The 19,480-nt window shown below is 69.6% G+C and carries 16 protein-coding genes; 3 read left to right on the top strand and 13 right to left on the bottom strand.

What is annotated here, in order from left to right:
* Nucleotides 1-119: 119 nt before the first annotated feature.
* From AB0I69_RS43770 to AB0I69_RS43795, 6 genes are all read right to left on the bottom strand, one after another.
* Nucleotides 120-401: an HU family DNA-binding protein gene (locus tag AB0I69_RS43770; RefSeq protein WP_019056394.1), complete on the bottom strand. Its 282-nt coding sequence runs from the start codon at nt 399-401 to the stop codon at nt 120-122.
* 405 nt (nt 402-806) lie between these two features.
* Entirely contained in the window at nt 807-2,234 is a 1,428-nt protein-coding gene (locus AB0I69_RS43775; protein ID WP_363101408.1) for an NAD-dependent malic enzyme, read from the bottom strand.
* Between the two features lie 345 nt (nt 2,235-2,579).
* Complete coding sequence (locus AB0I69_RS43780; protein ID WP_363101409.1) at nt 2,580-4,895, bottom strand: UvrD-helicase domain-containing protein; 2,316 nt, start codon at nt 4,893-4,895, stop codon at nt 2,580-2,582.
* 174 nt (nt 4,896-5,069) lie between these two features.
* Nucleotides 5,070-5,831 carry a zf-HC2 domain-containing protein gene (locus AB0I69_RS43785; protein ID WP_363101410.1) on the bottom strand — a complete coding sequence of 254 codons (762 nt, stop codon included), beginning with the start codon at nt 5,829-5,831 and terminating at the stop codon, nt 5,070-5,072.
* A 38-nt stretch (nt 5,832-5,869) separates the two neighbouring features.
* Nucleotides 5,870-6,391: a sigma-70 family RNA polymerase sigma factor gene (locus tag AB0I69_RS43790; protein ID WP_019056398.1), complete on the bottom strand. Its 522-nt coding sequence runs from the start codon at nt 6,389-6,391 to the stop codon at nt 5,870-5,872.
* A gap of 329 nt (nt 6,392-6,720) precedes the next feature.
* Nucleotides 6,721-7,314, bottom strand: a complete 594-nt coding sequence (locus AB0I69_RS43795) for an ABATE domain-containing protein (RefSeq protein ID WP_363101411.1) — start codon at nt 7,312-7,314, stop codon at nt 6,721-6,723.
* A gap of 261 nt (nt 7,315-7,575) precedes the next feature.
* On the opposite strand from AB0I69_RS43795, the gene AB0I69_RS43800 reads away from it, so the two are divergent.
* On the top strand, nt 7,576-8,094 hold the full coding sequence (locus AB0I69_RS43800; RefSeq protein WP_363101412.1) for an anthrone oxygenase family protein: 519 nt from the start codon (nt 7,576-7,578) through the stop codon (nt 8,092-8,094).
* Nucleotides 8,095-8,202: 108 nt separating this feature from the next.
* Here the strand turns inward: AB0I69_RS43800 and AB0I69_RS43805 are convergent, their stop codons facing one another.
* Both AB0I69_RS43805 and AB0I69_RS43810 read right to left on the bottom strand, forming a co-directional pair.
* Nucleotides 8,203-9,363: a uroporphyrinogen-III synthase gene (locus tag AB0I69_RS43805; protein WP_363101413.1), complete on the bottom strand. Its 1,161-nt coding sequence runs from the start codon at nt 9,361-9,363 to the stop codon at nt 8,203-8,205.
* 138 nt (nt 9,364-9,501) lie between these two features.
* The gene (locus AB0I69_RS43810) at nt 9,502-10,857 is read right to left on the bottom strand and encodes a nitrate/nitrite transporter (RefSeq protein ID WP_363101414.1); all 1,356 of its coding nucleotides are present in this window, start codon (nt 10,855-10,857) and stop codon (nt 9,502-9,504) included.
* A gap of 180 nt (nt 10,858-11,037) precedes the next feature.
* Between AB0I69_RS43810 and AB0I69_RS43815 the strand changes: the two genes are divergently transcribed.
* Nucleotides 11,038-11,694: a hypothetical protein gene (locus AB0I69_RS43815; protein WP_363101415.1), complete on the top strand. Its 657-nt coding sequence runs from the start codon at nt 11,038-11,040 to the stop codon at nt 11,692-11,694.
* Nucleotides 11,695-11,719: 25 nt separating this feature from the next.
* Here AB0I69_RS43815 and AB0I69_RS43820 read toward each other — a convergent pair whose 3' ends face one another.
* The 5 genes from AB0I69_RS43820 to AB0I69_RS43840 all read right to left on the bottom strand — a co-directional run bounded on the left by AB0I69_RS43820 (nt 11,720) and on the right by AB0I69_RS43840 (nt 18,172).
* Nucleotides 11,720-12,226 carry a hypothetical protein gene (locus AB0I69_RS43820; RefSeq protein ID WP_363101416.1) on the bottom strand — a complete coding sequence of 169 codons (507 nt, stop codon included), beginning with the start codon at nt 12,224-12,226 and terminating at the stop codon, nt 11,720-11,722.
* 245 nt (nt 12,227-12,471) lie between these two features.
* Entirely contained in the window at nt 12,472-13,737 is a 1,266-nt protein-coding gene (locus AB0I69_RS43825) for an acyltransferase (RefSeq protein ID WP_363101417.1), read from the bottom strand.
* Nucleotides 13,734-15,881, bottom strand: a complete 2,148-nt coding sequence (locus AB0I69_RS43830) for a glycosyltransferase (RefSeq protein WP_363101418.1) — start codon at nt 15,879-15,881, stop codon at nt 13,734-13,736. The genes AB0I69_RS43825 and AB0I69_RS43830 overlap by 4 nt, the downstream gene beginning before the upstream one ends.
* Before the next feature lie 128 nt (nt 15,882-16,009).
* On the bottom strand, nt 16,010-16,813 hold the full coding sequence (locus AB0I69_RS43835; protein WP_363101419.1) for a hypothetical protein: 804 nt from the start codon (nt 16,811-16,813) through the stop codon (nt 16,010-16,012).
* A 384-nt stretch (nt 16,814-17,197) separates the two neighbouring features.
* Entirely contained in the window at nt 17,198-18,172 is a 975-nt protein-coding gene (locus AB0I69_RS43840; protein WP_363101420.1) for a LysR family transcriptional regulator, read from the bottom strand.
* An 83-nt stretch (nt 18,173-18,255) separates the two neighbouring features.
* Between AB0I69_RS43840 and AB0I69_RS43845 the strand changes: the two genes are divergently transcribed.
* Nucleotides 18,256-19,455 (top strand): MFS transporter, encoded by a 1,200-nt coding sequence (locus AB0I69_RS43845; RefSeq protein WP_363101421.1) that lies wholly within the window; start codon nt 18,256-18,258, stop codon nt 19,453-19,455.
* The last annotated feature ends 25 nt before the right edge of the window (nt 19,456-19,480 follow it).

Here is a 19,480-nt window from a genome sequence, read left to right on the forward strand (position 1 = left end):
TCGTAGGAACAACGGCTGAGCAGTCGTACGTACGACGATGGGGCGGCCACCCTGACCGGGTGGCCGCCCCATTCGCGTTACTTGATCCTCGTACGCAATCCCGTCGCGTACGCGAAGGACTACTTACCCTTGGCGGCTTCCTTGAGCTTGCTGCCCGCGGACACCTTGACGCTGTAACCCGCGGGGATGTTGATCGGGTCGCCGGTCTGCGGGTTGCGCGCGGTGCGAGCGGCACGGTGGGTGCGCTCGAAGGTCAGGAAGCCGGGGATGGTGACCTTCTCGTCACCCTTGGAGACGATCTCGCCGACGGTCTCGGCGAACGCGGCCAGAACGGCGTCGGCGTCCTTGCGGGTCACCTCGGCACGGTCGGCCAGCGCGGCCACCAGCTCACTGCGGTTCATGTTGTTACTCCCGTGTTCTTCTTGCCGTTGAGGCGTGCCACGCGGCGGAGCCGCATATCGGGCACGGTGAAGCCGATGCTGCCAGGGTCCTCGGTGAGTCCCCGGACCCGGGTCCGTCGTCCAGACCCTCGCGCCCGAAGACGCATCCTGCCCCTACCTGCGGCGGGAAAGCCAATCCGGCACCCGTAGGAGTCGCGAGAACACCCCTGGGGGTCACACGAAAAGCGCCACTGCATCAGTGTGGTGACGCTCCGTCGACTCCCGGCAGCGAGGACCGGGCCTGGACAGGCCCGAAGCCTGGCCGCCACGATAAACGGCCGCCGAAGGCCCCGGGTTCCGCGACGCGCCGGTGTGTCGGCGGCCGTGGCGATCCTCACAGCCACCGCACACACCGAGCCGGACGGCCTACGACGCGGAGGGCGCCGCGGCTGCCGCCGCCTTGGCCGCGTCGCGCACCGCGCCCGCGACCGCTCCGGCGACCTTGTCGTTGAAGACGCTCGGGATGATGTAGTTCGCGTTCAGCTCGTCCTCGGACACCACGTTCGCGAGTGCGCTCGCGGCGGCGAGCATCATCTCGGTGTTGACGGTGCGGGACTGCGCGTCCAGCAGACCGCGGAAGACACCCGGGAAGACCAGCACGTTGTTGATCTGGTTCGGGAAGTCCGAGCGGCCGGTGGCCACAACCGCGGCCGTCTGACGGGCGATTGTGGGGTCGACCTCAGGGTCGGGGTTCGCGAGCGCGAACACGATCGCGCCCTCGGCCATCGCGGCCACGTCGTCACCGTCGAGGACGTTCGGGGCCGAGACACCCACGAAGACGTCGGCGCCGCGCACGGCCTCCTTCAGGGTGCCCGTGAGGCCGTCCGGGTTGGTGTTGTCTGCGATCCAGCGCAGCGGCGAGTCGGGCTTGGCGTCGACCAGGTCCTCGCGGCCGGCGTGCACGACACCGTGGATGTCGGCGACGACCGCGTTCTTGACGCCGGCGGCGAGCAGCAGCTTGAGGATGGCCGTACCGGCCGCGCCCGCGCCGGACATGACGACGCGAATGTCACCGATGCCCTTGCCGGCGACCCGCAGGGCGTTCGTCAACGCGGCGAGCACCACGATGGCGGTGCCGTGCTGGTCGTCGTGGAAGACGGGGATGTCGAGGGCCTCGCGCAGCCGGGCCTCGATCTCGAAGCAGCGCGGCGCGGAGATGTCCTCCAGGTTGATGCCGGCGAAGCCCGGGGCGATGGCCTTGACGATCTCGACGATCGCGTCGGTGTCCTGGGTGTCCAGGCAGATCGGCCAGGCGTCGATACCGGCGAAGCGCTTGAAGAGCGCCGCCTTGCCCTCCATGACCGGGAGGGCGGCCATCGGGCCGATGTTGCCGAGCCCGAGAACGGCCGAGCCGTCCGTCACGACCGCGACGGAGTTGCGCTTGATGGTGAGGCGGCGCGCGTCCTCGGGGTTCTCCGCGATGGCCATGCACACGCGGGCGACACCCGGGGTGTAGATCATGGAGAGGTCGTCACGGTTGCGGATCGGATGCTTGGACTGCATCTCGATCTTGCCGCCGAGGTGCATGAGGAACGTACGGTCCGAGACCTTGCCCAGGGTGACGCCCTCGATGCCGCGCAGCTGCTGGACGATCTCGTCGGCGTGGGCCGTCGAGGACGCGGCGATGGTGACGTCGATGCGGAGCTTCTCGTGGCCGGAGGCGGTCACGTCGAGGCCGGTCACCGAGCCTCCGTGGGACTCCACGGCCGTGGTGATCTGGGAGACCGCGGTTCCGCTCGCGGGCACCTCCAGACGGACCGTGATCGAGTAGGAGACGCTGGGCGCCGTAGCCATGGCCGACTTCCTCTGCTTTCACCGTTGAGCTGAGTACGCGTTCCGATCGTCGCACCTACTGCCCGGTAGGCGTTAGCCGCCCCCTATTGCGAACGTTTTGTTCTCAACGGTTCACAACGAAAAGAGGTCCCCGTCACTTTTCCCGTGACGGGGACCTCTCTGACAAGCAATGACACCGACCCGCCATGCTCGCCTCGCGGCAAGTGGTCGCTCTAAGCGACGAAGGTTGGGCCCGGGGGCTTGGATCGGGCCGGTGTCACATCCAGGCTAACAAACAGATCCCGTAAGACCATTCCCATCCCGAGAGTTCATAGAAAGCACTCCTCGGTCGGTCCCCTCAGTCCCTCAGTCCCTGAGCAGATCCGGCACCCCGTTCGCGTCCGGCTCGTCCCGCTCGGCCGAGACCACCGTCAGTTGCTGGGTCGCGCGGGTGAGGGCGACGTACAGGACCCGCAGTCCGGCGGGCGACTCGTCGGCGATCTCCGCAGGCGAGACGACGACCGTCGCGTCGTATTCGAGCCCCTTGGCCTCCAGGCTGCCGAGGGCCACGACCCGGTCCCCGAGGCCGGTGAGCCAACGGCGGGCCTCCTCGCGGCGGTTCATGGCGACGACCACGCCGACGGTGCCGTCCACGCGGTCGAGCAGCCGGGCGGCCTCCGCGCGGACCGACTCCGACAACGAGTTCCGTACGACGGCGAAGTGCGGCTTCACTCCCGTCGAGCGGACCGCGGACGGGGACTCGGAGCCGGGCATCGCGAGGGCCAGGACCTTCGCCGCCAGATCCGCGATCTCGGCCGGGTTGCGGTAGTTGACCGTGAGGGTGAAGCGGCGGCGGGGGCGGGAGCCGAGGGCCTCGTCGCGGGCCTCGGCGGCCTCGTCGGGGTCGGACCAGGAGGACTGGGCCGGATCTCCTACGACCGTCCAGGTGGCGTGCCGGCCGCGGCGGCCGACCATGCGCCACTGCATCGGGGTGAGGTCCTGGGCCTCGTCCACGATGACGTGCGCGTACTCGACGCGCTCCTGGGCGAGCCGCTCGGCCCGTTCGCGCTGCGACTCCTCGCGCGTCGGCATCAGCTCCTCCAGACCGGTGAGCTGGTCCAGCGGGTCCAGGTCGCGCCGCTTGCGGGGGCGGGCCGGGGTGCCGAGGACCGCCTGGAGTTCGTCGAGGATCGCCACGTCGTGGACCGAGAGCCCGTCCCGCTTCAGTGCGCGGGCGACCCTGCGGACCTCGCCGGGGTTGAGGATGCGCCGGGCCCAGCGGCCGAGCTTGCGCTCGTCGGACATGGACTCCAGGACGGCGCGCGGGGTGAGTTCGGGCCACCAGGCGTCGAGGAACGCGATGAAGTCGTCCTCGCTCGCGATGTCCTCGTCGAAGGACGAGCGCAGTTCGGCGGCCAGTTCGGGATCAGTGTGCCGGCCGGCCGAACCGGAGCGCTCCCACAGGACGTCCAGGAGGAGCTTGCGGGCGCGCGGGCGCAGCATGTTGACGGGAGCCGTACCGCTGAGGGCGTTCTGCCGGACGCGCTCCAGGTCGACCGCCTCCAACTCCAGCCGACGCCCGAAGGCGACGACCCGCAGCCGGGACGGCGAATCGCTCAGCTCCAGGGCACCCCGCGCGGCCTTCCGCAGCACACGCAGCATGCGGTACGAGCCCTTGGCGCGGGCCACGGCCGGGGAGTCGTACAGGGTGGCCTCGGCGCCGTCGACGAGCGAGCCGATGGCCCGGATGGCGACCTGGCCCTCCTCGCCGAGGGACGGCAGGACGCCCTCGGTGTACGCCACCAGCAGCGGGGTCGGCGAGACGATGAGGATGCCGCCCGCGTACCGGCGCCGGTCCTGGTAGAGCAGGTAGGCGGCGCGGTGCAGCGCCACGGCCGTCTTGCCGGTCCCCGGGCCGCCCTCGACGTACGTCACCGAGGCGGCGGGGGCGCGGATCACCAGGTCCTGCTCGGCCTGGATCGACGCCACGATGTCGCGCATGGTGTGGCTGCGGGCCTGGCCGAGCGCGGCCATCAGGGCGCCGTCGCCGATGACGGCCAGCTGCTCGCCGTCGAGGAAGGCGGTCAGCTCGGGCCGCATCAGGTCGTCCTCGACCCCGAGCACCCGACGCCCCTTGGAGCGGATGACCCGGCGCCGTACGACCCGCCCCGGATCGACCGGCGTGGACCGGTAGAAGGGCGCCGCGGCGGGCGCCCTCCAGTCGATGACCAGCGGCGCGTACTCGGAGTCGAGGACCCCGATACGGCCGATGTGCAGGGTCTCGGCAATGTCGGCGGTGTTGTCGTCGTCCCGCACGGCGCCTTCGGCCGGTTCTACGGCGGTGTAGGCGCCGTCGGGCCCCTTCTTGCCGTCCTTGCCGAGCAGGAGGTCGATCCTGCCGAAGAGAAAGTCCTCGAACTCGTTGTTGAGCCGGTTGAGGTGGATACCGGCGCGGAACACCTGTGCGTCCCGTTCGGCGAGCGCGCCGGGCGTGCCGACCTGGCCGCGCTTGGCCGCGTCGTTCATGAGGAACTCCGCCTCGTGGATCTTCTCCTCAAGCCGCCGGTACACCCGGTCCAGGTGTGCCTGTTCGACGCTGATCTCCCGGTCCCGTAGCGAATCCTGGGCGGATTTGTCGGACACCGTGTCGAGCGCGGTCTCCTGTTGAGCCTGTGCGGCCACCGGGCCCCCTTCTGACGTGCTGGGCAGCCGTCAACCGTACGCGAAAGAAAGCCTCTGTAGCGAGGGGCGTGCCCGGTGGATCTTGACAAAGACGCGGGGCCCGGGACGCGCACCTGCCGCGTCCCGGACCCCACAGACCACATTGGCCAGTTGCATCGGCCAGTTGCTACCTGCTCACGCGTCCACTGCCACGAGCTTCTTGCCGTCGAAGGTCATGACCTCGAAGTGGTCGATCTCGTTCGGCTTGAAGGCCGCTCCGCCCTGGGCGTAGAGCGGGTTCTTGGCCTCCGTCTTCGTGGCGTTCGCGATGCCGTAACCCCAGGCCGGGACCGACCAGGAGCTCATGGTCTCGCGCTCGCCGTTCTTGCCGACGGCGATCAGGGAGCACTTCAGGGGGCCCTTGACGTTCTTGAGCTCCACGACCCCGAGGGTGCCCCAGTCCTTCTTGGACATCGCCACGGTCGCGGTCACCTTGGTGCTCGCGTCCGTCGCCGTGACCTTGTCGGACAGGTTTTCGAAGGTGGTCTTCGCGGTGCCCACGGCCACGGAGCCGGTCTGGCCCGAGCTGTCGCCGTTGTTGGCCGCGATGACGGCCAGCGGTCCCGCGATGATCAGGGCGGCCGCAGCGGCGATCATGTAGAAACTGCGCCGGCGCTTCTGGGCTCGACGGTCACCGACGTCGTCGACCAGCCGCTCCACCAGCCGTGGACTGGGCTTCGCGGACAGGGACTCGCCGATCGCGGGGGTGCCGGAGCCCGGCAGATCCGCGAGCGCCGCCAGCATCGGCTCCATCCCGGCCAGCTCGTCGAGCTGCTGGGCGCACCATTCACAGGTGGCGAGATGGGCCTCGAAAGCGGTTGCTTCGGCGTCGTCGAGAATCCCGAGGGCGTAGGCGCCGACGGTCTCGTGTTCGTTCGAGCCCTGAGATCCCTGCATGGAACCTGGACTACCCGTTCCGTATCCCCCGTAAATGCTCATGCCGTCACCCCCCGCTCCTCCAGAGCAAGTTTCATGGATCGAAGGGCGTAGAACACCCTTGAGCGCACCGTGCCACTGGGGATGCCAAGCGTCTCGGCCGCCTCATTGACGGTACGCCCCTTGAAGTACGTCTCGACGAGCACCTCCCGGTGGGCCGGGGTCAGGTCGTCCAGCGCGTCCGACAGTGTCATCAGCCACAACGCCTTGTCGATCTCGTCCTCCGCGGGGATGACCTCCAGCGGCGACGGGTCCACCTCCTGCGGCCGGGCCTGCCGGCTGCGGTGACCGTCGATGACGATGCGCCGTGCCACCGTCACAAGCCAGGGTCGTACCGATCCGGTCGCCCGGTTGAGCTGGCCGGCGTTCTTCCAGGCCCGGATGAGCGTCTCCTGCACCACGTCCTCGGCACGCTGCCGGTCCCCGGCGACGAGCCGCAACACATAGGCGAGCAAGGGTCCGGCGTGCTCTCGGTACAGGGCACGCATCAGCTCCTCATCAGGTTCCGAGGACTGGGACATGCGATGTCGGGCCCTCGGTGCGTGTTCATTGGCCACGACGGAATCCTTGCGCACGCCCACCTCCGGTGTCCGGGGGTTCCCCCGGTCGGTCGCTCATGGAGAGGTACGCGGGCGGGCGGCCGAGTGTTCAGAGGGGGGCGACATTTTTCTGTGTAGTGACGTGACGAGCGGGACATGAGTGCACATTCCCACCGTACGATCTTTACATTTCCACCACACCAGCAAGATCACGCGGGCTGCCCGTGCGACGGCGGAGTGAAACGCACTGTTGTCGAAATCACTTCGACAATTGACGTCCCGTCACTCCACAGAAGCCGCATATGGGATTCTCAGGCTCGGGCGAGGGCCGCGCGCCGCCGATGCCGGGCCACTCTTTCGCGGTTCCCGCAGACCTCACTGGAGCACCAGCGCCTCCTGCGCCCCCGGGACGTATCGAGATAAACGATCGGGCAGTTGTCCCCTTCGCACTCCCTCAACGAGGCCCGCGCGACCGGATCGGTGAGCAGCTCTACGGCGTCCCGCGCGACGACCGCGAGCAGCGCATCGCACCCCGGCGGCCCGTCCAACTGCCGCACCAGCGCGCCGTCTTCATCCCGTACGGCACGGGGTGCCGGGGGTGCGGCGCGGGCGAGGTCGTTGACGCGGGCGAGCGCGAGGTCGTAGGGCCGGGTGTCGGGACCGGTACTTCTGCGTACCAACTGGCTGATCTGCCCGCGTAGTTCACGGAACCCGACGAGCCAGGCGGAGTCGACGTGCGCGAGCGCGGTGGCCGCCGGGACGAGCCCCGAGCGGACGATCCACGCGCGCAACGGCTCCGGTGCGTCGAGCCGTTCCTCGGGATGGGTGGTCGCGAGGAGATCCAGGCAGATCCGCCCGGCGTCGAAGCGCAGCTCGTACGGGGCCATGGTCGTACCCAGTGCCATGTGCCTGTCACCGCCTAGGGATTACCCCGGTCGTCGGTCGTGGATGGTCGACTGCCGGGGGTCGGTGCGTTGCCAGTGAGGGGAGGAGGGAGTGAGCGGAGAAGGGAAGGGGAGGTGGGGGCGCGGGAAACCGTTCCCTCTACAGTGCCTGCCCGTTCGCGCGGCCGGAACCCCTCGGGCAGGGCGCGCGTGGACGGTCGCGTATGCGCTCGCGCGTCTCGGCGATGTCGGTGGCGGCGGCCCGTCCGTTGACTGGAGGGCATGACAGAGAAAACAGAGAAACAGGGCACGAGTGGCGCGGGTTGGGTACTGGGTGCGGCCACGATCGCGATGGGGTTGATCGCCGGGGTCTTCTACGTCTTCGCCTGCGCGATCATGCCGGCGCTGGCCCGCAGCGACGACCGGGTCTACGTCGAGGTGATGCGGAACATCAACGACGTGATCCAGAACCCCGTGTTCTTCCTGAGCTTCATGGGGGCGCTGCTCCTGACCGCGGCGTCGGCGTGGCAGGTGCGCGGAAGGCCGTACCGGGTGTGGGTGTGGGCGGGGCTGGGCGCGTATGCGCTGGCGTTCTTCGTCACGGTCGCCTTCAATATTCCGCTGAACGACGACCTGGCGAGCACGGCGGATGTAGCGGATGTAGGGGCGGCTCGGGAGCGGTTCGAGGACGCGTGGGTGGGGTGGAACGTGGTGCGGGCGGGGTTGTCGACGGTGGGGGTGGGGTGTTTGGTGCGGGCGTTGGTGTTGTGCGGGGCTGTGCAGCGCAGGGCTTCTTCATAGCGCAGGGTGGCGCCATCCAGCCCGTCCGGCGTTTGAGGACGAGGCCCCTTCAGGGCCGATCGGGGGGCTGGGGGCGGAGCCCCCAGGGACGCCCGCACCAACACCGGTTCAACCGTCGGAGTACTTCGTGTCGGCCGCCGGATCCAACGCCAGCCGATACCCCCGCTTCACCACCGTCTGGATCAGCTTCGGAGAACCAAGTGCCGTACGGAGGCGGGCCATTGCCGTTTCCACGGCGTGCTCGTCGCGGCCGGCGCCCGGGAGGGCGCGGAGGAGTTCGGCTCGGGCGACGACCCAGCCCGGGCGGCGGGACAGGGCCCGGAGCAACGACATACCGGCCGGCGGAACCGGCCGTAGCACGCCGTCGACCACGACCGCGTGGCCGCGGATCTCCACCCGGTGCCCCGCGACGGGCAGCGTGCGGGCGCGGCCGGGGAGTTCCTGGCAGAGGAGCTGGACCAGCGGGCCGAGCCGGAAGCGCTCGGGCTGGACCGTGCTGATGCCGTGGTTCTGGAGCGGGAGCGCGGTGACCGGGCCGACGCAGGCCGGGAGGACGTCGTGGTGCAGGGCGGCGAGGAGTTCGGGCAGCAGGCCCCGGGTCTCGGCGCGGGAGAGCAGCGACGCGGCGGCCGGTGCGCTGGTGAACGTCAGCGCGTCCAGGCCGCGGGAGACCGCGGCGTCCAGGAGCCGGTCCAGCGGGGCGATGTCCTCGGGCGGCATCCACCGGTACACGGGGACGACGACGACCTCCGCTCCCCCGGCCCGCAGCGACTCCACGAACCCGGGCAGCGGTTCGCCGTGCAGCTGGATGGCGACCCGGCGGTCCTCGACGCCCTCCTCCAGGAGCCGGTCGAGCACCTCCGCCATGGACTCGGACGACGGCGACCACTCCTCGGTGAGGCCGGCGGCCCGCACCGCGCCCTTCACCTTGGGCCCGCGGGCGAGCAGTTCCACCCCGCGCAACCGGTCGAGGAGCGCCTCCCCGAGCCCCCACCCGTCGGCGGCCTCGATCCACCCCCGGAACCCGATCGCCGTCGTGGCCACCACCACGTCCGGCGCCTGGTCGATCAACTCCTTGGTCGCGGCGAGCAGTTCGCTGTCGTCGGCGAGGGGCACGATGCGCAGCGCGGGCGCGTGCACGACCGTCGCACCGCGCCGCTGGAGCAGTGCCCCCAGCTCGTCGGCGCGGCGCGCGGCGGTGACACCCACGGTGAACCCGGAGAGGGGGCCGTGTGGCGCGCGATCCGGTCGCTGCTGTTCCTCGTGCATGTCTCTCGTCCCGAACGTCGTCGTACATGCGGTGGTCCATGCAGTGGTGCGATACCCGCATGCCGATACTTACGTGCCGAACGAGCCTGTCAACGGTGCGTGACAGGCTCGGTTCGACTTTATGTCGACGGTGTTACGTCACACCTCGGCATAGCTGAGCTGCGGCTTCGCCTCCGATGCGGAAGCCTTGGCCTGAGCCTGGGCGGTCGGGCGCCGAAGGTATACGGCCCAGGTGACCCCGAAGCAGAGGGCGTAGAAGGCGAGGAAGGCGACGAACGCGCCGGTCCCGGAGCCGTAGGAGAGGAACGACTGCCGGAAGGCGAGGTTGATGCCGACCCCGCCGAGCGCGCCGACGGCCCCGATGAGCCCCATGGAGGCCCCGGAGAGCCGACGCCCGTAGGCAGCCGCTTCGTCCCCCTCAAGCCCCTTCGCGACGGCCTTGGTCTGGAAGATGCCAGGGATCATCTTGTACGTCGAGCCGTTGCCGAGCCCGCTGAGCACGAACAGGACGATGAACACGGTGACGAACAGCGGCAACGACTTCTGCATGCTGGCGACGACGAGCACGGCGGTGGCGGCGGCCATGGCGACGAAGTTCCACAGGGTGATCTTCGCGCCGCCGTAGCGGTCGGCGAGCCAGCCACCCACCGGGCGGATCAGCGAGCCGAGCAGCGGGCCGATGAAGGTGAGGTACGCGGCCTGCAGCGGCGTACGGCCGAACTGGACCTGAAGCACCTGCCCGAACGCGAACGCGTACCCGATGAACGACCCGAACGTGCCGATGTACAGGAACGCCATGATCCAGGTGTGCCAGTCCCTCGCGGCGTCCTTGGCGGCGCCGGTGTCGTTCTTCACGGAGGTGAGGTTGTCCATGAAGAGGGCGGCGAGGATCGCGGCGACGAGGATGAGCGGGATGTAGATCCCGAGCAGCACGCGCGGCCCGCCACTGGCGCCGATGATCGCGAGGGCGACGAGCTGGATGACCGGGACGCCGATGTTGCCCCCACCGGCATTGAGCCCAAGCGCCCAACCCTTCTTCTTCAACGGGAAGAAGGCGTTGATGTTGGTCATGGAGGAGGCGAAGTTGCCGCCGCCGATGCCGGCCAGCAGGCCGATCCAGAGGAAGGTGTCGAAGGAGGTCCCCGGCTTCATCACCACGAACGCGGCGATGGTGGGGATGAGGAGGAGGCTCGCGGAGACGATCGTCCAGTTGCGTCCGCCGAAGACGGCGACCGCGAAGGTGTACGGCACCCGGACGACCGCGCCGACGAGGGTGACCATCGACGTCAGCAGGAACTTGTCGGCCGGGGTCAGTCCGTACTCGGGGCCCATGAAGAGCACCAGCACGGACCACAGGGTCCAGATCGAGAAGCCGATGTGCTCGGAGAGCACGGAGAAGACGAGGTTGCGACGGGCGACCTTCTCACCGGTCTCCCGCCAGAAGGTCTCGTCCTCCGGATCCCAGTGCTCGATCCACTTGCCAGTGGCTGTCATGACGCCTCCACGGTGCACTACGGGGTAACGAGCGGTGATGCATCCCGAAGGTAGGGAGGGCGGGTTTCCACGCTGTGGCTGTGAGTGACCGGAAGGGAACGTTGCTCTCACGGGCGGAGGGTGGGCGCGGTGAGGAAGACCGCGGTCGGCGCGGGACCCCCTGCGGGTAGGGTCGCGCGCGTGACGTCAGGGCTGTGGCAGGCGGGGTTGCGTGACTGGTACGGGCCCGGTACCTCGATCGTCCAGCGGGTACGGGGTTACCGGCCGAACCGGCGCGGAGAGATCAAGCTGGTGCGTTGGCTGCGTGTCGGCATCCTCAGGGGTCTGTCCTGCGGCGCCGTCGGTTTCGCCTTGTACGTCCAGTTGGACGCGGTGGGCCTCGCACGGGACCGTGCCGTGGTGGACGCCATGATGCTGGCAACGGCGTCGTTCCTGTGGCGGGGCTCGCTGATCAGGGTGGTGCTCCGGCCGGGCGAGATCGTGTGCTCCGGTATGTGGCGGCATGCGGTGGTGCCCTGCTCGGAGGTGAAGAGGCTGCACCGCGACACGTGGCGAGGCCACCTTGCCCTGGAGACCCACGGTGGGGAGAACATCGACTTCGCGTTGTTCGACGGTTCGTTCTGGGACCTGTACTACGACTTCTCCGGCGTCTGCGGCGATGCCATGCGGGCGCATGCGCGGGCCGAGTCGGAGGCCGGGTCGGTGCCGGGGCCGGGGCCGGGGCCGGGGCCGGCCGGACTTCGGCGGTACTTCAACTGGTCGGTCGTTGCTGACCCGTTGGCTGTCGGCGCCGTGTTCTGTGGCGGTATGGCCTTGTATCTGACGGTGCGTGGTTGACCTTCCCGGCACCCACCCTCCGGTCCTACTCCCCCACATAAGCCAACGTGTCGGTCCCCCCGTCGTCCCACGTGATATCCACACGGTCCCCCGACCGCGTCACCGTCGCCGAGATGTAGCCGTCCCCGCTCGAACTCTCCGTACTCATCGACTTCAGGACCATCCGGAACGAACCGTCACTCCGGTCCGTGCCCATGCCGGTGAGGATGCCCTTGCCCCCGGGGTCGATGTAGGAGAGCGGATAGTCGCCCACGTAGTCGCCCGACGTGTACTCCGTGCCGATGGTCAGGGTCTTGTCGGTGTCGTCCTGCCACTGGCCGACGACACCCGTCGCGGGCGGCGTGACCGTCCCGTCGCCGGTCTCGTCGCTGCTCGGATCGGCCGTGTCCTCCGTGCTCGCGGACTCGCTCGGCGGCGCGGACGTGCTCTTGTCCGCCAACGGCTTGGTGTCGTTGCCGGCGCTGTCGCCGTTGTTCGTGGCCAGGTAGACCCCGCCGCCGATCAACACCACGGCCGCGACCACGGAAGCCACGACGATCGCCGCCCTGTTCCTGCCGGGCGGGGCCGGCGGCGGAGGAGGGTAAGTACCGTACGGCGCGCCGTAGTTGGGCACCGGCGCCGCATACGGACCCGGATACTGCGGCGGCTGTTGCGGCGGAGGCGGGGGTCCGTAACCGCCCTGCGGCGGCCAGCCGGGAGGCTGTGTCATGTGGGGTCTTCACTCCTCGCTCTTCGGGTCACGTGCACCCAAATTCACTACTGCGCCACCGCCCCTCATCAGCCCCTTCGCCGAGACCCCCCACTACTCGCACCGTCCGGCCACAACCGCGGCCCCCTCTTCGCCGCGAGGTCCTCGATCCAGCCGAACGCGAGGATCGCCACCGCGATGAGCGGCCAGATCAGCAGGAACATCAGGAACGTGTCCGCCTTGTCGAGCCACGACGTCGCCGTGTCGCTCTCCATGAAGGGGAGGTTGTACAGCTGGTCGATGATCGGGACCGTGGCCATGATGAGGAGGTTGTGCCACAGGTAGATCGTGACCGCGCGGTTGTTGGACAGCGTCACCAGCCGATCCCACTTCGCCAGCCTGCCCGGCAGTTCCTGCCACGACGGCGAGTACTGGAGCAGGATCACCACGATGCCGAAGGACCAGGTCGCCTGTGCGAGCGGGATGTCGTTCAAGTCCCAGCCGTCCGGCCCCAGATGACCCGACGCCCACCACAGTCCGAAGCCCATGATCAGGGTCGCGCCAGACACCGCGAGATAGCGCGGGACCTTCTTCAGTACGCCCTCGTGGTGTGCGAAGCCCAGTACCCAACAGCCCCCGTACACCGCGAAGTCGGACACCGCGTTGCCCGTCTCACCGGGGATGGTCACAAGACCCGTGCCCACGACCGCCGTCAACGCCAGGGGCGCCAGCAGCGTCGCCCACGGAACCCTCCTGAACGCCCACAGCAGCAGCGGTGACGCGATCACGAACCACAGATACGCCCGCAGGTACCACAACGGCCCCGCCGCCTGGTCCGCCCACGTGCTCTCCAACAGGCCCGACTCCGAACCCAGATGCTCGGGATACGGCGGAGCGCCGACCGGCACGACGTAGTCGAGGACCTTCGCCGCGCCCCACCAAGTGCCGCCCAGGTCAGGGTCCTTGAGCGGGTTCCAGCCCATCCCGAACATCATCACCAGCACCACCGCGCTGAACGCCCAGAGCGGGGGCAGCAGTCGCCGTAGCCGACCCCTGATCACGCCCAGCGCCGGACGGTTCAGTGAGCGGGCCATCAGTGAACCCGCGAGCGCGAACATCACGCCCATCGACGGGAACAGCACCGACAGCCACGCCCAGCCGAAGAGGTGGTAGACGACCACCCGGACCAACGCGATCGAACGGAGGAGGTCGAGGTAGCGGTCCCGGCCGCCCGGTGCCTTCTTCGGTTCCGGTGCCAACTGCGGTTCCTGCCGCCGCTGTTGGGGAATCCCGTACGCCGGCGTCGACTCGGGATCCGGGTTCGTACCCGTCCCCGCCGTGTATCCGTGCGTCATGCCACCGGCCTCCGATCATTGGCACTGCCGCTGTCACTGCCACTGCGGCTTCGCTGGGTCGGCACCGGACCGCCGGGTGCCGCTTCCACGACGCCCGTGCGCCGCAGCTTCTGCCAGCGCAGGCGGCCTCCGGTGAGCGCGGTGATCCAGGACTGGAGCAGTACGACGTACATGAGTTGGCGGTAGAGGATCTGCTGCAGGGGCAGCGAGACGAGGTGCGTCATGCGTTCGCGGTCCAGGCGGAAGGCGTAGGCCGCGCAGATCGCCTGGATGGCGAGGACGCCCAGCCAGGCGAGGAACGTCTTCTCCGTCGGGCCGAACACCAGGCCGTAGAGCAGGAACACGTCGATCAGGGGGGCCAGGATCGGGGCGATCACCATGAACAGGGCCACCAGCGGGAGGCCGACGCGTCCGAAGCGGCCGGACGGGCCCTTGTCCAGCAGCGCGCCCCGGTGTTTCCAGATCGCCTGCATCGTGCCGTAGGACCAGCGGTAGCGCTGGGACCAGAGTTGCTGGACCGTCTCCGGCGCCTCGGTCCAGGCCCGCGCCTTCTCGGCGTAGACGACGCGCCAGCCGTCCCTGTGCATGGCCATCGTGATGTCGGTGTCCTCGGCGAGCGTGTCGTCGCTCATGCCGCCGACCCGCTCCAACGCGCTTCTCCTGAAGGCCCCCACGGCGCCCGGGATCGTCGGCATGCAGCGGAGGATGTCGTACATACGGCGGTCGAGGTTGAAGCCCATCACGTACTCGATGTGCTGCCAGGCGCCGATCATCGAATCCCGGTTGCCGACCTTCGCGTTGCCCGCCACCGCGCCCACGCGCGGGTCGCCGAAGGGCTGGACCAACTCCCGTACGGTGGCCGGTTCGAAGACCGTGTCGCCGTCCATCATGACGATGAGGTCGTGACTGGCGTTCGCCAGACCGCGGTTGAGGGCGGCCGGCTTGCCGGCGTTGAGCTGGCGTACGACCCGTACGTTCGGCAGGAACATCGCCTCCACGATTCTCGCCGTACCGTCCGCCGAGCCGTCGTCGACGACGATCACCTCGACGGGATGCTCGCTCGCCATCAGCGAACGGACCGTGTTCTCAATGCACTTGGCCTCGTTGTACGCCGGGACCAGGACCGTCACCGGTTCCGTCACCGGCGGGCCCCAGGCGAAGTCCTTGCGGCGCACCCGGTGGGCGTGGATGACGGAGAGCAGGAGCATCAGCGCGAAGCGGGCGATGACGAGGGAGCCGGTGATCGCGAGGCCGACCACCAGGACGTCCATGATGCTGTCCGAGGCCTGGACCAGGAAGATCCACGCCTTGCCCTTCCACAGGTTGAGGCCGGTCACCGGGGTGAGCGCGCTGCGGGCGCCGAGGGCCTCGGTGAGGTTGTCGAACCTGTAGCCCTTGGTCTGCATCTCCGGCAGGAACCTGTCCAGCGCCTGCACGGTCTGGTGGCGGTCGCCGCCCGAGTCGTGCATCAGGACGATCGCGCCCTTGCCGCCGCGCGGAGTGGCGTTGCTGATGATCTTCGCGACGCCGGGCTTCTGCCAGTCCTCGCTGTCCGTGTTGTTGACGGCGGTGAGGTAGCCCCGGGTGCCGATGTACTCGGTCACCGGCCAGGACAGGTTGTCCATCGCGTCGGCGGACGACGAGTACGGCGGCCGGAACAGTGACGTCCGGATGCCCGCCGCGCCGGTGATCGCCAGCTGGGTCTGGGACAGCTCCCAGTCGATGCGCTTCTTGGACTGGAAGGAGAGGTCGGGGTGGCTGAAGGTGTGCACGCCGACCTCGTTGCCCTCGTCCACGATGCGTTTGACCAGGCCCGGATAGCGCGAGGTCATGGTGCCGGTGACGAAGAAGACGGCGTGCGCGTGGTGCTTCTTGAGCACGTCCAGGACCTTGGGCGTCCAGGTCGGGTCGGGACCGTCGTCGAAGGTCAGCACGATGTCGTGGTCCGGGACGTCCAGGCTGGTCGTACGGCCGCTGCGGGTGTCGATGACCGGGCCGCCGTCGAGGATCTTGTCCGGCACCTTGTCGGTGGCGGCCTCGGGGCGGATGCGGTGGTCGGCGAGGATCTCGCTGTGCACGTAGCCACGCAGCATCAGCATCGCCAGCAGCGCGACGAGGAGCAGCATCGGCAGCAGGAACCGCATGGACAGCCGGCGTCGCCGGGGACCGCGCTGGGCGCGGGGCCCAACTCCGCTCAAGGCAGCCGGAGTTGCGCCGTGACGGCCGCCCGGGGCCGTGTTCGTGGCCCTGGGTCGGCGGTTGTGCGATGGCATCAGAGGATGTGCTCCGGGGTCTGGGACGGTGCCGGTGCCGACGCGGAGGCAGCCGGCTCCTGTGCCACGGGCGACGGGGTGCTCGGGGCGTCGGCCACCGTGCCGGTCCCCGTGCTCCCGGTCGGGGTCGGTGTCGGCGTCGGGTCGGCCGGAGGGCTCGTGCTGGTCGTCGGCGTCGGATCGGGCGAGGCAGAAGTCGGCTGCGAAGGCCGTACGACCGGGTTGCCCCCGCTCCCGCCGCTCGTCGCCGGGGCGCTCTTGCTCGCGGACGGCTTAGGAGACGCGGACGCACTCGCCTTGCCGCTGGGCCCCTTGGACGCGCCGGGCTTGCCGCTCGCACTCGCGCCGGGCGACGGCGTCGTACCGTTGCGCGCCGTCGGAATGTTCCCGGGCGCCACGCTGCCGCTGCCGCCGGACGCTCGGCCCGACTCGGCGGGCAGCGGCGAGGTGTCGACCTTGCCGGCCGGCGCGTCGTCCTTCTGGCCCGGCACCGGGAGCCAGGGCGCGTCGGAGCTGCCGGACAGCAGAGTGGCGACGATGACGACGGCGTAGACCGCGCAGGCGATACCGACGGCCATGCCGATCCGGCGATACCTACGGCTGCGGCGGCCGGACTCGTCGACGAACACGGGCCCGTCGGAGCCGTCGTGACCGGCGCCGGGACCGCTCTTGCCCCCGGCTTCCAGCTGCGATACCGGCCCGTCGAGCTGGACGGTCACCTCGTCGGGGTCGGCCCCCACGGACTTCCCCCAGGGATCGGCCAGGACTCCGGCACCGGCCCCCGCGCCCACCCCCGCACTCACACCAGGCGCGTTCTTTCCCGCGGGCCCCGCAGGCCCGGCGAGCTCGGAACCGGTCCGTATACGACCGCCATGGCGGCCACGTCTGCCGCCCTCCAGGATGTCTGGTCCTCCAGTTGCTCCGGTCGCCGGGAACGCCTGGGCCTCTCCGCCTACGACCGGTACTTCTCTGGTCGCGGATGCAGCTTGGGGCCATTCCGGTTGGGCGTCTTCTCGCCACTTTTCCATGCGCACGCACATCCCCCCACGGAACTGTTCCGGGCGCGCAGACGACCCCGAGCACACGCCGCCGAACCGGGCCCCCACCCGGTCCTCGCGCCCCCTTTACCACACCGTGCTCAGGCCCTGAAGGTAGCGCACAGGGACCTCACCATGTGGCGTGATGCGTCATTTTCCCCTTTTTAGCATGTCCACGTCGATGGCCGGAATCCATCCGTTCACCGGCCGACTCAGCCATCCCTCGGAGGTGCCGATCTCCACCGCAGCGCGACGAAGCGCATCAATTCCGGGGTGCACCAGCCCCTTTCGCCACACGAGCGACACGGCGGACAGCGGCACCGGGTCCACCAGTGGCCGCACCACCGTCCGGGGCATGGCCGGAAAGTCCACCACGGCGAGAATCGGGTTCCGCATCTTCGCCATGACCCGCTCGAACTCCTCTTCGCCCACGGCCATCGGTGCGGGCGCCGCAACCTCGATGTCACGCCCCTCGAACAAACGACGCGCGAGATCCGTCCACTCCGGAGTACGCGGATTCCCGGCCCCGGCGTACACGGACTCCCCCGCGAGCGCGTCCACCGGCACCGCGTCCAGCGACGCCAGCCGGTGGTCCTCGGGCAGCACGACCGCCATCGGCTCGTACCGCACCAGTTGATGGTCGAGCCCGGCCCGCAACACCGGCTCAAGACCGGCGAACCGCCCGAACGACACGTCGAGCCGCCCCGCCAGCAACTCCCCCGCGGCCCAGGCCAGTCCACTCTCGTAGCGGGCCATCAGCTCCTGCTCCGGGGCGAGTTCACGCGCCCGGTGCAGCACCCGGCGCCCGGTGACCAGGCCCGGCGAGTTGAGGTCCACGAGCAGCGGCCGGGCCTGCCGGAACGCGGCGAGCAGCTCGTCCTGCGCGGCGAGCACCCGGCGGGCGTACGGCAGCAGCCGCTCACCGTCCGGCGTCAGCGTCACCTGCCGGGTGGTCCGCAGGAACAGCTCGGCCCCCAACTCCCGCTCCAGCCGCCGCACATCACGACTGAGCGCCTGCTGCGCGACGTACAGACGGGCGGCGGCTCGGGTGAAGTGCAGTTCCTCGGCCACGACGAGAAAGGCGCGGAGGAGTCGGGGGTCCACATGGGCCGGTATCCGGGGCATCCGGTGAACTTACAACGCAGGTGCGTGAATCGGCGCGGAGCAGGTGTTGGACCCCTTGATCGACTCCGGGCGACGGTTGAACCATGCCGCAGACGACCACCGAACACCGGACCACCTACCGCCGGCTCTTCTCCCTCCCCGGCACCCGCGCCTTCACCACCGGGAACCTCATCGCCCGCCTCCCCGCAGGCATGTTCAGCGTGAGCGCGGTCGTGATGATCGCCGGTTCCCGGGGCTCGTACGCCCTCGCCGGCGCCGTCACCGCGACCGGCCTCGCGGCGTCCGCGGTCGCCGGCCCGTGGATCGCGCGCCTGATCGACCGCTACGGCCAGGCCCGAACAGCCGTACCGGCAACGGCAGTTGCGGTCCTCGGCTCCCTCGCCCTCCTCCTCTGCGTGCGCTACGGCACCCCCGACTGGACCCTGTTCGCCGCCTACACGGCCACCGCGACGACCCCCAACACCGGCGGCATGTCCCGCGCCCGCTGGGCCCATCTCCTCGACGGAGACACCGGGGCACTGCACACCGCGAACTCCTTCGAACAGGCCGCCGACGAGCTGTGCTTCATGCTGGGCCCGGCGCTGGCGGCCTTCCTGTGCGGGACGTTCTTCCCGGAGGCGGGCACGCTGACCGGGGCGGTACTGCTGATGACCGGCGTCCTGATCTTCACGGCCCAACGGTCGACGGAACCACCGCCGAGCCCGGCAGCGAAGGGCGGGCCACCTCTGCGCGTCCCCGGCATCCCACCCCTGCTCGCCGGTTTCGTCGCGACCGGTGCCGTGTTCGGTTCGCTGGAGGTCGTCACGCTCGCATACGCGGACGCGACGGGTCACCGTACGGCGGGCGGTGCGGTGTTGGCCCTCCAGGCAGCCGGTTCCTGCGCGGCAGGCCTGCTCTACGGCACGCTGAAACCGAGCGGCCCGGCGGAACGCCGCCTGCCGTGGTGCCTGCTGGCGATGACGACCCTGATGTCTCTGCCACTGCTGGCAGCCCGCACGTTCGGCTCCCTCCCAGCACTGGCGGTTGCCCTGCTGCTGGCAGGCATGGCAACCGCTCCCACGATGGTCACCGCGATGACCCTGATCCAACACCGCACGCCGGAGGGCCGGTTGAACGAGGGCATGAGCCTGGCGGTGACGGGCCTGCTGATGGGCATCGCATGCGGTTCAGCGCTGGGCGGCTGGACAGCGGACCACACGTCACCGACGGCGGGCTTCGCGATACCGATAGCGGCAGCAACAACCGCCCTTCTCATCGCAGTACCGAGCAGGGCAGTTCCTTAGGGGCGCGGGGAACTGCGCGACCAGC

Source organism: Streptomyces sp. NPDC050508, from assembly GCF_040655155.1.
GTDB lineage: Bacteria > Actinomycetota > Actinomycetes > Streptomycetales > Streptomycetaceae > Streptomyces.

Excerpts from the sequence above, each read along its gene's own strand:
- AB0I69_RS43770 (WP_019056394.1), bottom strand. The coding sequence starts at position 401 with ATGAACCGCAGTGAGCTGGTGGCCGCGCTGGCCGACCGTGCCGAGGTG.
- AB0I69_RS43830 (WP_363101418.1), bottom strand. The coding sequence starts at position 15,881 with ATGCGGTTCCTGCTGCCGATGCTGCTCCTCGTCGCGCTGCTGGCGATG.
- AB0I69_RS43775 (WP_363101408.1), bottom strand. The coding sequence starts at position 2,234 with ATGGCTACGGCGCCCAGCGTCTCCTACTCGATCACGGTCCGTCTGGAG.
- AB0I69_RS43800 (WP_363101412.1), top strand. The coding sequence starts at position 7,576 with ATGACAGAGAAAACAGAGAAACAGGGCACGAGTGGCGCGGGTTGGGTA.
- AB0I69_RS43805 (WP_363101413.1), bottom strand. The coding sequence starts at position 9,363 with ATGCACGAGGAACAGCAGCGACCGGATCGCGCGCCACACGGCCCCCTC.
- AB0I69_RS43825 (WP_363101417.1), bottom strand. The coding sequence starts at position 13,737 with ATGACGCACGGATACACGGCGGGGACGGGTACGAACCCGGATCCCGAG.
- AB0I69_RS43840 (WP_363101420.1), bottom strand. The coding sequence starts at position 18,172 with ATGCCCCGGATACCGGCCCATGTGGACCCCCGACTCCTCCGCGCCTTT.
- AB0I69_RS43795 (WP_363101411.1), bottom strand. The coding sequence starts at position 7,314 with ATGGCACTGGGTACGACCATGGCCCCGTACGAGCTGCGCTTCGACGCC.
- AB0I69_RS43810 (WP_363101414.1), bottom strand. The coding sequence starts at position 10,857 with ATGACAGCCACTGGCAAGTGGATCGAGCACTGGGATCCGGAGGACGAG.
- AB0I69_RS43790 (WP_019056398.1), bottom strand. The coding sequence starts at position 6,391 with ATGTCCCAGTCCTCGGAACCTGATGAGGAGCTGATGCGTGCCCTGTAC.
- AB0I69_RS43845 (WP_363101421.1), top strand. The coding sequence starts at position 18,256 with ATGCCGCAGACGACCACCGAACACCGGACCACCTACCGCCGGCTCTTC.
- AB0I69_RS43785 (WP_363101410.1), bottom strand. The coding sequence starts at position 5,831 with ATGCAGGGATCTCAGGGCTCGAACGAACACGAGACCGTCGGCGCCTAC.